The sequence below is a fragment of the Mesorhizobium sp. 113-1-2 genome, from assembly GCF_016756475.1.
Classification (GTDB): Bacteria; Pseudomonadota; Alphaproteobacteria; order Rhizobiales; family Rhizobiaceae; genus Mesorhizobium; species Mesorhizobium loti_C.
Genome location: NZ_AP023242.1, coordinates 6,858,154 through 6,877,270, shown reverse-complemented (window position 1 = coordinate 6,877,270; position 19,117 = coordinate 6,858,154). Strand labels below are relative to the sequence as shown.

Sequence of the window (19,117 nt, the reverse complement as noted above, 5' to 3'; positions counted from 1 at the left end):
TTGACCCGCCATGCCCTGCATAACGCGGACGCGGCATATTATGTCCTCGATTACCTCCAGCATTCCTTTCCAGTTCAACTCTACGAACCCTTCACGGATTCGGAAGGCAACCTGTCGTCGAGGCCGGTGTTTCGCGACGGCCAACCCGTTGAGAGCCGCGAGGCGGTCGCGCGCCGCACGGCCCTGATCGAGAAGCTGGCGAGCTTGCCACCGGTCCCTGGCGCGCTCGACCAGATCGTCCAGCGCTTCGGCACCGACATGGTTGCGGAGGTGACGGGCCGGTCGCGGCGCATCGTCAGGAAGGGCGAACGCCTGATGGTCGAGGGCCGCGCGACCTCGGCCAATCTCGCCGAGACGCAAGCCTTCATGGATGACGTCAAGCGCATCCTGGTGTTCAGCGATGCCGGCGGGACGGGCCGCAGCTACCATGCGGAGCTTTCGGCGCGGAACACGCGTCTGCGCGTCCACTACCTTCTCGAGCCTGGCTGGAAGGCCGACACCGCCATCCAGGGTCTTGGCCGAACGCATCGCACTAACCAGGCGCAGCCGCCGCTTTTTCGACCGATCGCCACCAACGTGAAGGCCGAGAAACGCTTCCTCTCCACGATTGCCCGGCGTCTCGATACGCTGGGCGCGATCACGCGAGGCCAGCGCCAGACCGGCGGGCAGGGCTTGTTTCGCCCGGAGGACAATCTGGAATCGCATTATGCGCGCGATGCACTGCGCCAGCTCTACCTGCTGATCGTCCGCGGCAAGGTGGAGGGCTGCTCACTCACGCTGTTCGAGCAGACCACGGGGCTGACGCTGATGGACGAGAACGGCATCAAGGACGAGTTGCCGCCGATCACCACTTTCCTCAATCGACTGCTGGCGCTCACCATCGAACTGCAGGATATCCTGTTCGCGGCTTTCGAGCGGTTGCTCACCGCCAAGGTGGAGGGCGCCATCGCGGCCGGGGTTTATGATCTTGGGCTCGAAACGCTGCGAGCAGAGAGCTTCGTCGTCACCGATAGGCGGGCGATCTACAACCATCCGAGCACCGGCGCGCAAACACAGCTTCTCACCATCGATCAGCGCCAGCGAAATCGACCCGTGCCCGTCGAGGAAGCAGTCGCCCAGCTCGACGACCAGCGCGCCATCCTCCTGGTCAACGAACGCTCAGGGCGTGCTGCCGTGCAAGTCCCCGCGCCATCGTTAATGCTCGATGATGGCGAAATCGAACGGCGCGTCCGGCTGATCCGGCCGATGGAACAGCACCATGCTTCCCTGCGCATGATGGAGGACAGCCATTGGCAGCAGGCTGATCGCGAGACCTTCGCCGCCGCCTGGAGTGCGGAGGTCGCGGGCGTCCCGACTTTTTCGGACTCGACCCTCCACATCGTCGCGGGGCTGCTGCTGCCGATCTGGAAGCGACTTCCAAACGAATCGAGCCGGGTCTATCGGCTCCAGACCGACGAGGGGGAGCGCATCATAGGACGCAGGGTTTCAGCCGCATGGGCCGCCGGCGCGCTCGCAACCGGTGTCAGCACGATCACAGCATCAGATGCCTTCAACGCCCTTGCGGATGGGCGAACGATGCTCGACCTCGAGGAGGGACTTCATCTGCGCCGCGTCCGCGTCATGGGCGCCAATCGCATCGAGCTGTCGGGCTTCACAGATGCGATGCGCGAGCGGCTAACGGCCTACGGACTTTTCCACGAGATCATCTCCTGGAAGCTGCGCATGTTCGTGCCCGCGGACGCAAGTGGGCCTGAGGTGCTCGCCAAGGTCATCGAGCGTCATCCGATACAGCGCATCAGCGAGAGGCAGGCCACCTGATGCCGCCTCGTGCTGCATCCGAAATGGCAAGCCGTCTCGCCCAACAGGCGGAGGCGGTCTGCCGCCGCTATCTTTCCAATGGACGCCGTGAGGGCCGCTACTGGCTGGTTGGCGACGCCCGCAATGCGCCGGGGCGCTCGATGTTTGTCCGTCTCAAGGGACCGGATTGTGGCAAGGGCGCCGCCGGGAAATGGACCGACGCCGCCACCGGCGAGCATGGCGACCTTCTGGACGTCATTCGGGAATCGCTTGGTCTTGTCGATTTCAAGGACGTCTGCGACGAGGCGCGCACCTTTCTGTCGATGCCCCTGACGACGAACGAACCAAAGGATCGGCGGGAGCAAGCCGTTCCCGCTGCCGGCGGCTCTCCCGAAGCGGCGCAGCGGCTGGTCTCCATGTCGCAGCCGATACCAGGTACGCCTGTGGAGACGTATCTGCGTGGACGCGCGATTACAGCTTTGCATGAAACCGGGAGCCTCCGGTTTCATCCGTGCTGCTATTACCGTCCAGAGAGCGGCCCGACCGAAACATGGCCGGCAATGATCGCGACGGTCACCGACCTCAGAGGCAAGCTCACCGGCGCTCACCGCACCTGGCTCAATCCGGGCGGATTCAGCGAGGCCCATCTCGGCCGCGCTCCAATCGACACGCCGAGACGAGCCATGGGCGAACTGCTCGGTCACGCTGTCCGCTTCGGCTGCTGCCGTGATGTCATGGCCGCCGGCGAAGGCATCGAGACCATGCTGTCGCAACGCACTGTCCTGCCCGCCATGCCGGCACTGGCGGCGCTGTCGGCGGCGCACCTGTCCGCAATCCTGTTCCCTGACACATTGCGGCGGCTCTACATTGCCCGCGACAATGATCCGGCGGGCGACGCAGCAGTGGCAACCCTCATTGAGCGCACCAGCGCGGCCGGTATCGAGGCGATGGTTCTGACGCCGAAACTTGGCGACTTCAACGAGGATCTGCGGCTGCTCGGCGCCGATGCGCTGAGGGGGATCCTGCGGGTTCAGATCGCGCCACACGACGTCGAGCGCTTCATGAAGCTGGCGGCCTGACCGGAAGGGAAGGGAGGGGTGGCATTTGCGATGCGTACCTCGGTGCGCAGGGGGACCTTTGCTCGGGCGAGGGCCGGCCCACGGCCTTCCAGAGGGCGATCGGGCGACGGCCGGTCCGGACAGGCAATGGCTGCGCCCGGCTATTTTCCGGCGGCCCTTGCCACCCACGCGGCGAGCCGCGCGGGTCCCCGTCTTCGGGCCTTTCCATCGCGAGGCAAAATAGCCGGGCTTCGCCATCCTCCACTTCCGTTGCGGCCCTGCGCTGACGCTGCGGGTGCAAGTCCGGATCGTCCATCGCCTTCGTCGCCATGAAGGCCGCGATGGGCGCGGCCGATCTCACGAAGGCAAGCCGCCATGAGCACCGAGCACGATACCGATTTCGCGCCGCAACCCGCATCATCACCCATCGACCACGTCCTTCAGGACCTTCAGCTCTACGGCTACCGTCCTTTCGACGACGAACCCGATCCGCGCCCGCTTCCCGAAGGCCGGGTCGTGGCAGCCAGCATCGCCGACATCTTCGACGCTCTCGTGGTGGCGATGGCCGACACACGCCTTGAGCCCGATCTCGAGGAGCTGCTGTGGGGTACGGTCAATCTGTTCCATCGCGCGACCAAGCGGATCGAACGCGAGCTCGATGAAAACGAACTCGGCCAGCAGCGGCTGCAACGCGAACAAGACGGATCCGAGGTCAAGTCGGTCGAACTCGAACAACTGATCGCCCAAGGTCAGACGCTGCTCGAACGCCGCAACGCCTTCGAATTGATGCGCGACCAGGCCGCCGAGCATTTCGAGCGTTACAGCCATTCGATATGGCGACCACGCTCAGGCTCTGTCGTCAACCACCGCAACCTGACCGCGGCACTGATCGACAGCCGGGACTTCGTTGCCGCGAGGAAGCACGCAGACAGCCAGGTGCTGTTGCCACCTGGACCGAAAGTCGCCTTCACCGGAGGACTCGATTTCAACGATCATCGGCTGATCTGGGCCAAGCTCGACCAGGTCCATGGCAAATATCCGGACATGGTCCTGCTACACGGCGGATCGCCAAAAGGCGCCGAGTTGATAGCGGCCAAATGGGCTCACAGCCGCAAGGTGCCACAGATTGCCTTCAAGCCGGACTGGACCAGGCATGCCAAGGCCGCGCCCTTCAAGCGCAACGACGCCATGCTCGACACCTTGCCGATTGGTGTCATTCATTTCCCCGGCTCTGGCATTCAGGACAACCTCGCCGACAAGGCCCGCAGGCTCGGCATTCCGGTAATGAAGTTCGGCGCCGCGTGAAGCGGCCACCACCCGCCTCAAGTCATTTGCTCTGATTTCCGTCGCTCCCGGCGCGTTGATCGGACGACCGCCCCTGCCGATGTGGCGTCGATAAAGGCAAGGCGGCGGACCACGAGGTTCACATCGCATCTCGTCCTGGAATGGAGAACAGGGGACCGATCGCCGCGTTTCTCGGCGCAATTCCTTAGTCCGGTCCGAGGGCCTGATGCCATCAACCCATGAAGGGTCGGACTACACAAAGCGTGCCGCCGTTCCGGCCTTGCCTTCACGGTGATTGCGGCCCTCGGCCGGACACATCGGGCGCCTGTCACGCGGGGATCGCTCCCCGCTTCCAGAACAGGAGCCGGAAAAATGTCCCTCGTAGAAGCCAACGCCTTCGCCTTCAGCCTCGCCACCAGCCTGATGGTCAGCATCGTCATCTTTCGCGCCGGCGACGGAACACTCACGGTCGTGCGGGCCGACGAATTTGAAGGAGAGGTTTCCCAGATCGTCCGCGAGATCGATCCGCACGAGCGATGAACCGGACAAGCTGCGGCCGGTGGTTCTTTGCGCCCCGGCCCGAGGCAGCGCTATAGTTCGAACCGCAATTGACGTTGATCCGGCGGTGACACAGCGCCAAGCGACGAGAGTGTTATACCCAACAGGCGGATGCCTTGGCGTAGCGGAAATACCGACCTCAGGAGATCGGCTGCCAGCTCTTCAAAATCAGGAAGTTCGATCGGCGCCGCCACGGTGCGACTACGCGTGATCTGCTGGAAGTCGGCGAATTTGACCTTAAGTGTGACCGTCCGGCCCCGGATGCCTTTGCCTTCACAGTATCCCCAGACCTTGGCGACCAGCGGCTTGAGTTCGGCGATTGATGCATCGAGATCGACGATGTCAGCTGTGAATGTGTCCTCGGCGCCGATCGATTTGCGTGGCCGATCCGGCTCGACCGCGCGTTCATCGATGGCGCGCGCGATCTGATAGTACCAGAGCCCAGACTTTCCGAAATGCTGTTGCAGGAAGGGGAGCGACCTCTCCTTGAGATCGGCGCCGGTCTCGATGCCGAGCGCTTCCATCTTCGCGGCTGTCGCGGGGCCGACACCATGAAATTTCTTGACTGGCAGACTCTCCACGAAGGCCGGCCCGTGGCGTGGCGTGATGACGAACTGGCCATTTGGCTTGTTCTGACCGGACGCCATCTTGGCGAGAAATTTGTTGTAGGAGATGCCTGCGGAAGCGGTCAGACCGGTCACCTGCAGGATCTTCGCCCTGATCATCTCGGCAATCGTCGTGGCAGAGGAAATGTTGAGCCGGTTCTGCGTCACGTCGAGATAGGCCTCGTCGAGCGAGAGCGGTTCGATGAGATCGGTATGTTCGGCGAACACGTCGCGGATCTGGGCCGAGACTGCCCGGTAGACGTCGAAGCGGGGCGGCACGAAGATCAGCTCGGGGCATTTGCGCTTTGCCGTGACCGAAGGCATGGCGGAGCGAACGCCGAACGCGCGGGCCTCATAGCTTGCGGCCGCGACCACGCCGCGGGCCGCGGCCCCGCCGACGGCAAGCGGCTTGCCGCGCAGTTCTGGATTGTCGCGCTGTTCGACCGACGCATAGAACGCATCCATGTCGACATGGATGATCTTGCGCGGGTCGGCGGCGCGTTCAGGGGCCATTTGCCTGCAATGTCATTTCGCCAGGATATGCGCTTCGTGCTTCCGGATGCTACAATCTTCAGATCGCAAATTCAGCCTGTCTGCGACCCTGGCGGAGATACGAAATCGCGAACTTCTCCCGGGAAGGGTGTATGTCGGAATTTCCGACAAGCCCTTGGGCGGCTAATTTGCCGGCGCCCTTCGGTAAGCCGGGTCGACGGGCACCGCTGCATCAGGCGCGTCCGCAGGCAGCGGTGCCGCAGTGGCTTAATGCATCCATGCCATCTCTCGGCGCCGGGACCTCTCCTCGGCCATCGTCAATGACGGAATCCAAGGATTTCGCTCAACGCCGCGTCCCCCTATCAACTCCTTGAGAAGGGAAGGATGCGAATGAAGCCGGATACATCGCAGTGGCGTGATCCACAGGCATATGCGTTCGTCAAAGGCGCCGCCGCTGATGCGATCGCCTGGGAATTCCTGCGACGCAATTCGCAGTATCAGCAGGACTTCGCTGCCTCCCGCTCAGGCAAGGCGATGCGCGCGTTGCGCAAGCGCTGGGGTTTGCAGTTTCGCCGCCAGGCCTGACCAATCCGCAGTCGAGCAGCCCGTCTATTGGGCGCCTCAGGTAGACCCTGGGGTCGTGACCCTAGTCGAGGTTCCGCCGGATCTGCGAGCGCGAGAGGCTATCGCCTCCGACGTCTCGCTGGCCGCGGGCCGGCATGACGAGGTGGGCCTTCACATGCGCTCTTCGCCGGGCGGCACGCAACTGGCGCTTCTCGGCGACGCGCAGCCAGGCGAACCGCTTGCCGCCATCATCCCGCTCGACGATATGGCCCACGACCGGCTCCAGGCGATCGAGCGGTTCATCCGCTCGATCCATACGCAGCACGTTCCGGACGCCCGCTTGACTGGGGCCCAGCGCCGACGCCTTGGCCTCATGCTGCGATGCCTGGATGGCCGCGACCAGCGGGCATCCCATTTTGAAGTCGCGACCGCCTTGTTCGGTCGGCGGCTGGTCAGCGCCGCCGACTGGCAGGACTCGGCTTTTCGCTACCAGACGCATCGCCTCGTGCGCGACGGCCTGAAGATGGTCGAGCGCGGCTACTGCCAATTGTTGCGCGCCCGAAGGCGTCATCTCTGACGAGTGCCGCCGGCCGCTTGTCCACTTTCTTGCACTGTCTCCGAGCCTACGCCTGTTCTCAATCCTGAAGCGAACGGCCGCTTTGCGCCTTAAGTCGGTCATCCAACTCCCATCTCGGCGCCCCCGGAAGCGGACGTTTACCAGCGTCAAGGTTGCCTCGCGGAAGCGATCCCTTTGGATCAAGTCTCGGACCGGTTCGCCGATCAGCGCTGAACGGTCGGTGCTTTTCTGGTCGGGCTCTGTTGCACCTCTGGCGGACGTTGCCAATTACGTCGAAACGATTAGGCCTACGCACCTTTTATTATATTTCAGTTTTCTCTAATATGGACGCCGGGAGGGACCAACGCGTCAATGCCAGGAACAAGCGAACGTGCAATCGTAGCGAAAAGTGTCGTCGAACTTGGCATCTTTTCGGCGCTGATGAATGTGCTGTTGCTGGTTCAACCCTTATATATGCTCCAAATTTATGATCGGGTGCTGCCAGCCTCAAACCTGGATACGCTGATCTATCTATCTGTGATCGCCCTATCTTCGCTTTTGCTTTTCGGCATCCTTGAGATCGTCCGCGGGATGTATGCGAGCCGCCTCGCTGCGAGGCTCGATGTCTCGCTTGGCTCAACGTGCTTCCTCGCTGCGATGAGCGGACCACGCGCCGGGCTGGGGGACGTTCAGGCACTGCGCGACTTAACGCTGCTTCGAAATTTCATCGCCTCTCGAGCTCTGTTTTTTCTTTTCGACGTCCCGTTCGGGCCGATTTTTGTTGGCCTTCTCTATTTCATTCACCCTCTGCTTTTCCTCGTCACGGTCGGTGGCGCCGTTCTGATGATTTTTATTGCCTTGTTGAATCATGCTGCGAGTTCAAGACCGACCAAGGAAGCTGCAGAGAACCTTAACGCCTCAATGAATTCCGCTCAGGCCTTCGCCCGGAATTTCGAGACTGTTCGAGCCCTGGGGATGGTGTCCCATACAGTCGAATTCTGGGGCAGCCGTTTCTCTGGAACAGTGAAGGCGTCCGATAGAGTTGCTCGTGTGAACGCGTTTTACGGTGGTGTCTCCCGCACCGCGCGGTCGATCTTGCAAATCGCGATCTTGGGTGTCGGCGCGGTTCTTGTCCTGCGTAATGAGATGACTGCTGGGATGATATTCGCGTCCTCGATGATCTCGGCTCGGGCGCTTCAGCCCCTGGATCAGGTCATTGGAAGCTGGCGGCAGATCACGGACGCGAAGCTTGCTTGGAAGCGGCTGGGGACAATCCATTCGAACTCGAGGCGGGCGGAAATCGTGGCGCTGCCAACGCCTCAAGGGGCGTTGAGCGCTGATCAAGTCATCTACTACCCTCCGGGTTCGCCCGATGGATCGCTGCCGCTGATCAAGCGCATGAGCTTTCAGGTGGCTGTCGGCGAATCCATTGCGATCGTCGGCCCCAGCCAGGCGGGAAAATCCACTCTCGCGCGGCTGATCGTTGGCGCCATCGAACCGCGTTCGGGCGCGATCCGCATTGACGGTGGCGACATTCGCAACTGGGACCCGGAAAGGCTCGGCCGGCACGTGGGCTATCTCCCGCAGGACGTTGAGCTCTTTCCAGGAACAATCGGCCAGAACATCTCCCGCTTTGAGCCCTCAGCTTCGGACGAGAAACTGGTGGAAGCCGCGCAACTGGCCCAGGTGCATGAACTCATTCTCGGATACCGGGAAGGGTATTCGACCGTGATAGGTCCGACGGGCGTCCGGCTGTCGGGCGGTGAGCTTCAGCGGATTGGACTTGCTCGCGCCTTCTATGGCGACCCCAGGATTGTCATCCTGGACGAGCCGAATGCCAATCTCGATGCTGACGGCGAGGCGGCCCTTGAGCGGGCGATCCTGCAGGCGCGTTCTCGACAGACGACAGTCCTGGTCATAACGCATCGCCCTTCACTGGCATCAAAATGCGATCGCATGCTCGTAATGCGGAATGGCCAGATCGAGCTTTACGGCTCGACCAAGGACGTGCTGGCTCAGTTGGCTGAGCGAATGAACCAGCAGGCCCGGCCGGCGGCGGCAGCGTCGCAGCCCGGCGCCAGCGAAGGCGTCGTTGCGTTTCCGTCACCCTCCCGCACCGAAGTGAAGACGGTCAATGACGGTTCCTAGTCAAACCCTCCCTGTGGTGGCGAGAACTTATCGCTGGCAGGAAAAGGTGGATACCCGAACCGGTCTGGTGTCCCTGGTTGGGTTTTTGAGCGTAAGCGTCTTTTTGCTGGGATTCGGCTACTGGGCGGCGACGGCTCCGATAGGTGGCGCAACAATCGCTCCAGGCGTGGTTGCGGCTGCAGGCCAGAATGTCATGATCCAGCACCTCGACGGCGGGATCATCACCAGCATCCGGGTTCGAGAGGGTGACCGGGTCTCAAAAGGCCAGGCGCTCATCACACTCGATACGACTTTGGCGCAGGCCCAGCTCAACCGCGTCCTGAAGCAATGGGTTGCTCAAAGGGCTGAAGTCGCCCGCCTCGATGCGGAGAGGGATGGCTCGAAAGAGGTCGATCTGCCCGATGAGCTTCGTCCCTATTCAATGGACCCGAATTACCGCGGCTTTATCGTCGAGCAGACCAAAGAGTTTCAGGCCCGCTTTGCCCGCTACACCGCGGACCAGGAAATCCTGAAGCAACGGATTGCGGCCCTGCAGGAAGCGATCGTTGGCATGCGTGCGCGAAAGGACGCTGTCGAAAAGCAGCTCGCGATCGTCAACGAGGAGACTGAGCGAAAAAAGGCGCTTCTCGATAAAGGCCTGACGAACCGCTCGGAATACACGGATCTGCTGCGCAGCACCGCGGATCTGGTCGGCCAGGCAGCGGCAATGGAAGCACAGATCGCCAGTTTCCTGAGCCAGATCGAAGAGGATCGCCAGCAGATCGAGCGGCTGACCACGGCGAGAGTCGAGGACGCCGTCACGGATTTGAACAAGACACGCGCGCAGGTAGCCGACCTCGAAGAGCAAATCAACGCCGCACGTTCGGTGTTGGAGCGAACGACCATTCGGACGCCGGTCGACGGCATCGTCGTCCGCTCCGTCTACAACTCGGTGGGCAGCGTTATTCGGGCCGGCGAGTCCGCAATGGAACTGCTCCCGACGATGGAGCAGTTCATTGTCGAGGCCAAGGTGAAGCCTGAAGACATCGATTCCATCCGTGTCGGTCAGGCCGCAAGCATGATGTTCACGGCGCTCAATGCTCGAACGACTCCAAAGGTTTCAGGGAAGGTGTTCTACATTTCGGCGGACCGATTGGTGACGCCGAATACCGGCCAGGCATATTACACGGTAAGGATCAGGCTGTCCGAAACTCTGCCGGCGCAGATCAAATCCGAACAGATTTATCCAGGCATGCCTGTTGAGACCTTCATCTCGACAAGCGAACGCACCTTCCTATCCTATCTTACCAAGCCGCTTATTGACTCATTCCAGCGAGCGTTCCGAGAACGATAGCGCGGCCACAAATCCGTTCATTCGTCCGGTCAGACAGGCTGGTGCCGTTTCTGGCTCCTACAATGCGTTATACAAACGCAAAGTCGGTTGCCTCCAAGTGATTCAGATCAACGTTGGTTAGTGTAATGGTGTTGTCTGCGTCGTGAGTGATAACAACGTCTGCATTGACTTGCTCGGCATGCGCCTGCACGGCGGCAAAATCCGCAAACAGGCTTTGGGCGAGCTGAATGACATCGTGCCCTACGGATGACGTGCTGAAATCGGTTATGACGTCGTGGCCGAAGCCGCTTCCGAAAACAAAGGTGTCTCGGCCAAACCCGCCAGTAAGGGTGTCGTCACCGTTGCCACCTGTGATGTGATCGCTGCCGTTTGCACCATTGAGTATGTCGTTGCCACTCGTTCCAGCAATTGCGTCATCACCGATGGTGCCTACAATAGAAGAACCCGCCAGCGTTTGCCCGTTGATGCCGCTTCCATCTGCGGGATATGCTGGGCTGAAGTTTGCGGCGGTGAATTCGGCAGCGTTGGTATTCTCGAAGCGAATTACGGTGGCGTAACCCTGGTCGGTCCCCGAGCCGTCGCGGTCGACCTGGAAAAGGGTATCGGCGCCATCCTGGACGAGTTGGATGAATCCCGAGCCGAACGGGTTGGAGGAGCCGTCCCATCCGATGAGTTGGTTGAGCAAGGCATTGTAGTCAAGCGTTTCTCCGCCAACTCCAGCGACGAAGTCGGTCACGGTTGCAGAATTAGTTCCATTCCATGAATCGAGAATGAGACTGTCAGCGCCGGTTCCCAGGGTTAGGGTCGGGTCGCCACTCTGCAGCGTGAGATGCGCCACGTCGTTGCCTGATCCGAGATCGGCAATCAATGCTCCGTCAATATATGCGGTATCATTCCCCTCATCGGCAGAAAATGAAACTGTTCCGCTTGCATGCACTGTGTCGTTGCCGGAGCCGAGATCTGCGGTCAAGGACCCTGAGATACTCACGGCATCATCGCCATCTCCGGTGGAAAGCGAACCGCCCCCGGATACATTCACCGTGTCGTCGCCGCCGCCTGTATCAACAGAGAGGGTAGTTGCACTGACGTTAATAGTATCATTTCCTATTCCGGAAGTCAGATTGACGTTACCGCTACCTCCCAAAGACGCGGAGTTGTTGCCATCTCCCAGACTAACATTGAAAACTGAATTCTGGTCTAACGTAATCTGAGAGCCCCAGTAGGCGACGTTATCTACAGTGTCACTTCCTGATCCAAAAGTTAAAGTGATGATGGAATTGCTAAAGGCTGGAATACCCCACCCATTATAGGTTTCCGTGTGGAAAACATTATTACCGTCACCCATCTCTAGATTTATAAAAACATTGCTAAACGTTCCAAGGTGAGCAAATTGAACTTGATCGTTACCGGCGCCTAACGCGCCATTCAGAGTCGAGTTAGACAATGCCGCTACATTCAGAACATCTCCTCCGTCACCCCCGTCAACCTGATAGGCAATCGAAGCAGCACCACTATTGAGAGTGATGTTGTCATCACCCGCGCCGGCATCCGCTATCTGAGCCAGCGAGACCCCGGACGGCCCCGAATACGTCAGGTTCAAACTGTCATTGCCGTCGCCGCCATAGAGCGAATCGTTGCCGCTGCCGTCCTGCAGGACGTCATTGCCCAGACCGCCGACCAGCACGTCGCTCCCAGACCCGCCGTTCAGCATGTCATTGCCGTCGCCGCCATCAAGTAGATCATTGCCAGCAAGGCCAGACAACGTATCGTTGCCAGCAAGACCGTTGATCGTATCGGGGCCGACATTGCCGCTCAGGAGATCATCGCCCGAAGTGCCGTCAATCGTTAAGCCAGACGGAAGCGTTCCATCTGCGGGATATGCTGGGCTGAAGTTTGCGGCGGTGAATTCGGCAGCGTTGGTATTCTCGAAGCGAATTACGGTGGCGTAACCCTGGTCGGTCCCCGAGCCGTCGCGGTCGACCTGGAAAAGGGTATCGGCGCCATCCTGGACGAGTTGGATGAATCCCGAGCCGAACGGGTTGGAGGAGCCGTCCCATCCGATGAGTTGGTTGAGCAAGGCATTGTAGTCAAGCGTTTCTCCGCCAACTCCAGCGACGAAGTCGGTCACGGTTGCAGAATTAGTTCCATTCCATGAATCGAGAATGAGACTGTCAGCGCCGGTTCCCAGGGTTAGGGTCGGGTCGCCACTCTGCAGCGTGAGATGCGCCACGTCGTTGCCTGATCCGAGATCGGCAATCAATGCTCCGTCAATATATGCGGTATCATTCCCCTCATCGGCAGAAAATGAAACTGTTCCGCTTGCATGCACTGTGTCGTTGCCGGAGCCGAGATCTGCGGTCAAGGACCCTGAGATACTCACGGCATCATCGCCATCTCCGGTGGAAAGCGAACCGCCCCCGGATACATTCACCGTGTCGTCGCCGCCGCCTGTATCAACAGAGAGGGTAGTTGCACTGACGTTAATAGTATCATTTCCTATTCCGGAAGTCAGATTGACGTTACCGCTACCTCCCAAAGACGCGGAGTTGTTGCCATCTCCCAGACTAACATTGAAAACTGAATTCTGGTCTAACGTAATCTGAGAGCCCCAGTAGGCGACGTTATCTACAGTGTCACTTCCTGATCCAAAAGTTAAAGTGATGATGGAATTGCTAAAGGCTGGAATACCCCACCCATTATAGGTTTCCGTGTGGAAAACATTATTACCGTCACCCATCTCTAGATTTATAAAAACATTGCTAAACGTTCCAAGGTGAGCAAATTGAACTTGATCGTTACCGGCGCCTAACGCGCCATTCAGAGTCGAGTTAGACAATGCCGCTACATTCAGAACATCTCCTCCGTCACCCCCGTCAACCTGATAGGCAATCGAAGCAGCACCACTATTGAGAGTGATGTTGTCATCACCCGCGCCGGCATCCGCTATCTGAGCCAGCGAGACCCCGGACGGCCCCGAATACGTCAGGTTCAAACTGTCATTGCCGTCGCCGCCATAGAGCGAATCGTTGCCGCTGCCGTCCTGCAGGACGTCATTGCCCAGACCGCCGACCAGCACGTCGCTCCCAGACCCGCCGTTCAGCATGTCATTGCCGTCGCCGCCATCAAGTAGATCATTGCCAGCAAGGCCAGACAACGTATCGTTGCCAGCAAGACCGTTGATCGTATCGGGGCCGACATTGCCGCTCAGGAGATCATCGCCCGAAGTGCCGTCAATCGTTAAGCCAGACGGAAGCGTTCCATCTGCGGGATATGCTGGGCTGAAGTTTGCGGCGGTGAATTCGGCAGCGTTGGTATTCTCGAAGCGAATTACGGTGGCGTAACCCTGGTCGGTCCCCGAGCCGTCGCGGTCGACCTGGAAAAGGGTATCGGCGCCATCCTGGACGAGTTGGATGAATCCCGAGCCGAACGGGTTGGAGGAGCCGTCCCATCCGATGAGTTGGTTGAGCAAGGCATTGTAGTCAAGCGTTTCTCCGCCAACTCCAGCGACGAAGTCGGTCACGGTTGCAGAATTAGTTCCATTCCATGAATCGAGAATGAGACTGTCAGCGCCGGTTCCCAGGGTTAGGGTCGGGTCGCCACTCTGCAGCGTGAGATGCGCCACGTCGTTGCCTGATCCGAGATCGGCAATCAATGCTCCGTCAATATATGCGGTATCATTCCCCTCATCGGCAGAAAATGAAACTGTTCCGCTTGCATGCACTGTGTCGTTGCCGGAGCCGAGATCTGCGGTCAAGGACCCTGAGATACTCACGGCATCATCGCCATCTCCGGTGGAAAGCGAACCGCCCCCGGATACATTCACCGTGTCGTCGCCGCCGCCTGTATCAACAGAGAGGGTAGTTGCACTGACGTTAATAGTATCATTTCCTATTCCGGAAGTCAGATTGACGTTACCGCTACCTCCCAAAGACGCGGAGTTGTTGCCATCTCCCAGACTAACATTGAAAACTGAATTCTGGTCTAACGTAATCTGAGAGCCCCAGTAGGCGACGTTATCTACAGTGTCACTTCCTGATCCAAAAGTTAAAGTGATGATGGAATTGCTAAAGGCTGGAATACCCCACCCATTATAGGTTTCCGTGTGGAAAACATTATTACCGTCACCCATCTCTAGATTTATAAAAACATTGCTAAACGTTCCAAGGTGAGCAAATTGAACTTGATCGTTACCGGCGCCTAACGCGCCATTCAGAGTCGAGTTAGACAATGCCGCTACATTCAGAACATCTCCTCCGTCACCCCCGTCAACCTGATAGGCAATCGAAGCAGCACCACTATTGAGAGTGATGTTGTCATCACCCGCGCCGGCATCCGCTATCTGAGCCAGCGAGACCCCGGACGGCCCCGAATACGTCAGGTTCAAACTGTCATTGCCGTCGCCGCCATAGAGCGAATCGTTGCCGCTGCCGTCCTGCAGGACGTCATTGCCCAGACCGCCGACCAGCACGTCGCTCCCAGACCCGCCGTTCAGCATGTCATTGCCGTCGCCGCCATCAAGTAGATCATTGCCAGCAAGGCCAGACAACGTATCGTTGCCAGCAAGACCGAAGATGGCATCAACGTCGATCGTGCCGGTCAGCGTATCGTCGCCGGACGTTCCGTTGATGATGGCTCCATTCACCACACTGATGGCAAAATCAACATGCGCCTCGGCAGAAGACGTGTCGTTGGCCGTGATGCGTATTGCAATCGTGCCGACATCGACGTTTGAGGGCGTACCAGTAAACGTACCGGTATTCGGATCAAAACTGAGCCAGGACGGTAGGGGATCTCCGTTCGCCTGTGTTGAAGTCAGCGTGAGATGGTCGCCCGGATCTGGATCGTAAAAGAGGTCCGAGGGGATCGTAAAACTCAAGGGACTGGCCACTGCTAGCGCCAGCGGCGAAAGAGACCCCGCCGTGGGCGCATCGTTGACGTTGGCGATGGCCGCGGTCGCGGCGCTCGCAACGGACTCCGCCGTGCCGTGGCCGTCGGTGTAGCTTGCCACCACGCGCACCGCAGCGCCGACGTCGTTGTCGCCCAGCGTGTAGGTGGTGTTGGTGGCGCCGCCGATGTTGACGAAGCCGGAACCGGTGTCGCGCTGCCACTGATAGCTGATGGTGCCGAGCCCATCGGCGTCGGCTAACGTGTTCGAGGCCGTCAGCACCTGGTCCTCGGTCGCCGTGCCGGCAACCGTCACCGAGCCGGTCGGTGTGTCGTTGACGTTGGCGACGGCCGCCGTCGCGGCGCTCGCAACGGACTCGGGCGTGCCGTGGCCGTCGGTGTAGCTTGCCACCACGCGCACCGTGGCGCCGACGTCGTTGTCGCCCAGCGTGTAGGTGGTGTTGGTGGCGCCGCCGATGTTGACGAAGCCGGAGCCGCTGTCGCGCTGCCATTGATAACTGATGGTGCCCAGACCATCGGCGTCCTGCAGCGTGTTCGAGGCCGTCAGCACCTGGTCCTCGGTCACCGTGCCGGTGACCGTCACCGAACCGGTCGGCACATCGTTAACGTTGGCGATGGCCGCCGTCGCGGCGCTCGCAACGGACTCGGGCGTGCCGTGGCCGTCGGTGTAGCTTGCCACCACGCGCACCGTGGCGCCGACGTCGGCGTCGCCCAGCGTGTAGGTGGTGTTGGTGGCGCCGCCGATGTTGACGAAGCCGGAACCGCTGTCGCGCTGCCATTGATAGCTGATGGTGCCTAGCCCGTCGGCGTCGGCTAACGTGTTCGAGGCCGTCAGCACCTGGTCCTCGGTCACCGTGCCGGTGACCGTCACCGAACCGGTCGGCACATCGTTAACGTTGGCGATGGCCGCCGTCGCGGCGCTCGCAACGGACTCGGGCGTGCCGTGGCCGTCGGTGTAGCTTGCCACCACGCGCACCGTGGCGCCGACGTCGGCGTCGCCCAGCGTGTAGGTGGTGTTGGTGGCGCCGCCGATGTTGACGAAGCCGGAACCGCTGTCGCGCTGCCATTGATAGCTGATGGTGCCTAGCCCGTCGGCGTCGGCTAACGTGTTCGAGGCCGTCAGCACCTGGTCCTCGGTCGCCGTGCCGGCAACCGTCACCGAGCCGGTCGGTGTGTCGTTAACGTTGGCGACGGCCGCGGTCGCGGCGCTTGGAACGGATTCCGCCGTGCCATGTCCGTCAGTATAACTCGCGACCACGCGCACGGTGGCGCCGACATCGGCATCGCCCAGCGTGTAGGTGGTGTTGGTGGCGCCGCCGATGTTGACGAAGCCGGAGCCGCTGTCGCGCTGCCATTGATAACTGATGGTGCCCAGACCATCGGCGTCCTGCAGCGTGTTCGAGGCCGTCAGCACCTGGTCCTCGGTCACCGTGCCGGCAACCGTCACCGAGCCGGTCGGCACATCGTTAACGTTGGCGATGGCCGCCGTCGCGGCGCTCGCAACGGACTCGGGCGTGCCGTGGCCGTCGGTGTAGCTTGCCACCACGCGCACCGTGGCGCCGACATCGGCGTCGCCCAGCGTGTAGGTGGTGTTGGTGGCGCCGCCAATGTTGACGAAGCCGGAACCGCTGTCGCGCTGCCACTGATAGCTGATGGTGCCCAGACCATCGGCGTCGGCTAACGTGTTCGAGGCCGTCAGCACCTGGTCCTCGGTCGCCGTGCCGGCAACCGTCACCGAGCCGGTCGGTGTGTCGTTGACGTTGGCGACGGCCGCCGTCGCGGCGCTCGCAACGGACTCGGGCGTGCCGTGGCCGTCGGTGTAGCTTGCCACCACGCGCACCGTGGCGCCGACATCGGCATCGCCCAGCGTGTAGGTGGTGTTGGTGGCGCCGCCGATGTTGACGAAGCCGGAGCCGCTGTTGCGCTGCCACTGGTAGCTCACGGTGCCGAGCCCGTCTGCGTCCTGAAGCGTGTTCGAGGCTGTCAGCACCTGGTCCTCGGTTGCCGTGCCGGCGACCGATACGGTACCGGTCGGGGCATCGTTGACATTGGCGACGGCCGCTGTCGCGGCGCTCGCAACGGACTCGGGCGTGCCGTGGCCGTCGGTGTAGCTCGCCACCACGCGCACGGTGGCGCCGACATCGGCATCGCCCAGCGTGTAGGTGGTGTTGGTGGCGCCGCCGATGTTGACGAAGCCGGAGCCGCTGCTGCGCTGCCACTGGTAGCTGATGGTGCCGAGGCCGTCCGCATCGGCCAGGGTGTTGGAGGCGGTCAGCACGTGATCTTCTGTCGCCGTGCCGGCGACCGTTACGGTGCCGGTCGGGGCATGATTGATTATGTTAATTGCCGCTGTTGCCAGACCGGTATCGGTGCCACCGTTGGCCGTTCCTCCGCCATCCACCAATGTGAACGTCACGGTGCGTGGCGACTGAGGCGGAGTGACTGACGAATTCGAATAGGAAATGTGCTCAAGAACGGTCGCCGCCAAACTGGGCGTCGCGCTATTTGCAAAGCTTATGACGAGATCTGTGCCATTGGTGCCACCCGAGACCGCACCAACCTTGGTGCCAGACACAAAGACGGAACCGTTCGAAATCGTCACGGACGCGTCCGTGGCAATCGTGAGCTGGTCTGATGTTGCCTTGTTCTGAGTAATCGAGACACGGAGCGAGCCGCCGCTGAACTTCGTCGAGTCGATGTCCGTAATGGTTGCAGAGGGCGCGATTTTTGCTGCCGAGCCGCCCGGTGAGTAGTTCAACGTGCCGGAAGTGCCGCTAGCCGCCCCGTTCAGATCGACGACTGGAGCATCATTAACCGCGGCAACGTTGATCGTGACGGCGCCGGTACTCGACGAAACGCCGCCCTGGTTGTCCCTCACATTGAAATTGAAGGAGGTACTGCCGTTGAAATCGGCAGCAGGCAGGAAGTAAAAAGTAGCGGTTGAGTAGGCAGTGTTCAGGAGGGCAGGTTGTGTGTGAGCGGCGTCCAGGTAGAGAATGCCATTCGAGGGTAGAGAGGTCAGGATATATCCCGTGACCGTCCCATCCTGATCCGTTCCACTTAAGGTGACGGTTATGAGATGATCTTCAGAGCCATTGAAGGTGATCTGCGTCGTGGCTTTTGGCAGCTTGTTGGCCATAGGAAATACCCCTGATGTTACTCATGGGGTTACCCGGTGATTGGGGGTAGCTCGGAGTTTTTACGTCCTGAGGTCGCCTACCTCTGAGCAATAAAAACCGGCTTCGGACGGTGTACTCCGCCCAAATTTGACCTCTTTGGAGCTGCCCCTATGTGGGTAGCGTCCCCAACCTTTTTCCCTCATATTAATGATATCTTAACCAAGGTCGGAATCCAATACTTCGCCGATCAAATTTTAGCGACAGCTAATGCTCTTGAACCGAGTTGAACTGAACAGCTCCTTTATGACCGGCGGGTCATTCGGGCTATACACCGGAGTGACGGTTCGTCATTGTTCCGTTTGAAAGTATGTAATGCCCCAGGATCGCGAGCTGAAATCTCGCTTGGGCCAACCCGCTGAGCCGAGGTTCGCAACTCTCGCTGCGTCCACAAGAGCGCTGAATACGGGCCTCGCTAACCAATTGTGCAAGACCTGATAATCCGCTTCCATCACGGTCGCCGGAAAGCTGCCTGACTACTCCCGGCCCCGCAACTGCCTGTCAGGAATGCGCCCATTTTCGGTCATTGTCAGGCCCATCTTCCCGATCCCGAAAGCGGAGATAGTGACCTGGGCCTGACGATTAGAAGCCAGGGGAGTTCAATCGCTTCTAGCAGCACTGCGCTGGTGGACCTTGATGCG

General features: G+C 60.4%; 9 protein-coding genes and 1 pseudogene. 8 read left to right on the top strand and 2 right to left on the bottom strand.

Annotated features, from left to right (window positions below; all coding sequences use genetic code 11):
• Positions 1-36: 36 nt before the first annotated feature.
• The 4 genes and pseudogenes from JN279_RS33190 to JN279_RS33175 all read left to right on the top strand — a co-directional run.
• Positions 37-1,818, top strand: a pseudogene (locus JN279_RS33190) (strawberry notch C-terminal domain-containing protein); the annotation flags it as partial.
• The gene (locus JN279_RS33185; RefSeq protein WP_096454556.1) at positions 1,818-2,876 is read left to right on the top strand and encodes a DUF7146 domain-containing protein; all 1,059 of its coding nucleotides are present in this window, start codon (positions 1,818-1,820) and stop codon (positions 2,874-2,876) included. The pseudogene JN279_RS33190 and the gene JN279_RS33185, both read left to right, overlap by 1 nt.
• Positions 2,877-3,230: 354 nt before the next feature.
• Positions 3,231-4,160, top strand: coding sequence for a DUF2493 domain-containing protein (locus tag JN279_RS33180; protein ID WP_202351298.1), 930 nt, complete (start codon positions 3,231-3,233; stop codon positions 4,158-4,160).
• 351 nt (positions 4,161-4,511) lie between these two features.
• Positions 4,512-4,679: a hypothetical protein gene (locus JN279_RS33175; protein WP_202351297.1), complete on the top strand. Its 168-nt coding sequence runs from the start codon at positions 4,512-4,514 to the stop codon at positions 4,677-4,679.
• Between the two features lie 50 nt (positions 4,680-4,729).
• Here JN279_RS33175 and dinB read toward each other — a convergent pair whose 3' ends face one another.
• The gene (dinB, locus tag JN279_RS33170; RefSeq protein WP_202351296.1) at positions 4,730-5,815 is read right to left on the bottom strand and encodes a DNA polymerase IV; all 1,086 of its coding nucleotides are present in this window, start codon (positions 5,813-5,815) and stop codon (positions 4,730-4,732) included.
• Positions 5,816-6,184: 369 nt separating this feature from the next.
• Here dinB and JN279_RS33165 point away from each other — a divergent pair, with 369 nt between their 5' ends.
• The 4 genes from JN279_RS33165 to JN279_RS33150 all read left to right on the top strand — a co-directional run bounded on the left by JN279_RS33165 (position 6,185) and on the right by JN279_RS33150 (position 10,395).
• Positions 6,185-6,379: a transcriptional regulator domain-containing protein gene (locus JN279_RS33165; protein WP_096454562.1), complete on the top strand. Its 195-nt coding sequence runs from the start codon at positions 6,185-6,187 to the stop codon at positions 6,377-6,379.
• A gap of 154 nt (positions 6,380-6,533) precedes the next feature.
• Complete coding sequence (locus JN279_RS33160; RefSeq protein WP_244734259.1) at positions 6,534-6,935, top strand: DUF2285 domain-containing protein; 402 nt, start codon at positions 6,534-6,536, stop codon at positions 6,933-6,935.
• A gap of 351 nt (positions 6,936-7,286) precedes the next feature.
• The gene (locus tag JN279_RS33155; protein ID WP_202351295.1) at positions 7,287-9,062 is read left to right on the top strand and encodes a type I secretion system permease/ATPase; all 1,776 of its coding nucleotides are present in this window, start codon (positions 7,287-7,289) and stop codon (positions 9,060-9,062) included.
• The gene (locus tag JN279_RS33150) at positions 9,049-10,395 is read left to right on the top strand and encodes an HlyD family type I secretion periplasmic adaptor subunit (RefSeq protein WP_202351294.1); all 1,347 of its coding nucleotides are present in this window, start codon (positions 9,049-9,051) and stop codon (positions 10,393-10,395) included. Before JN279_RS33155 ends, JN279_RS33150 begins: the two co-directional genes overlap by 14 nt.
• 67 nt (positions 10,396-10,462) lie before the next feature.
• Here JN279_RS33150 and JN279_RS33145 read toward each other — a convergent pair whose 3' ends face one another.
• A complete protein-coding gene (locus JN279_RS33145) occupies positions 10,463-18,439 on the bottom strand; it encodes a putative Ig domain-containing protein (protein WP_202351293.1) in 7,977 nt (2,658 codons plus the stop codon).
• Between the last annotated feature and the right edge of the window lie 678 nt (positions 18,440-19,117).

Excerpts from the sequence above, each read along its gene's own strand:
- JN279_RS33150 (WP_202351294.1), top strand. The coding sequence starts at position 9,049 with ATGACGGTTCCTAGTCAAACCCTCCCTGTGGTGGCGAGAACTTATCGC.
- JN279_RS33180 (WP_202351298.1), top strand. The coding sequence starts at position 3,231 with ATGAGCACCGAGCACGATACCGATTTCGCGCCGCAACCCGCATCATCA.
- JN279_RS33175 (WP_202351297.1), top strand. The coding sequence starts at position 4,512 with ATGTCCCTCGTAGAAGCCAACGCCTTCGCCTTCAGCCTCGCCACCAGC.
- JN279_RS33145 (WP_202351293.1), bottom strand. The coding sequence starts at position 18,439 with ATGGCCAACAAGCTGCCAAAAGCCACGACGCAGATCACCTTCAATGGC.
- JN279_RS33165 (WP_096454562.1), top strand. The coding sequence starts at position 6,185 with ATGAAGCCGGATACATCGCAGTGGCGTGATCCACAGGCATATGCGTTC.
- JN279_RS33160 (WP_244734259.1), top strand. The coding sequence starts at position 6,534 with ATGCGCTCTTCGCCGGGCGGCACGCAACTGGCGCTTCTCGGCGACGCG.
- JN279_RS33155 (WP_202351295.1), top strand. The coding sequence starts at position 7,287 with ATGCCAGGAACAAGCGAACGTGCAATCGTAGCGAAAAGTGTCGTCGAA.
- JN279_RS33185 (WP_096454556.1), top strand. The coding sequence starts at position 1,818 with ATGCCGCCTCGTGCTGCATCCGAAATGGCAAGCCGTCTCGCCCAACAG.
- dinB (WP_202351296.1), bottom strand. The coding sequence starts at position 5,815 with ATGGCCCCTGAACGCGCCGCCGACCCGCGCAAGATCATCCATGTCGAC.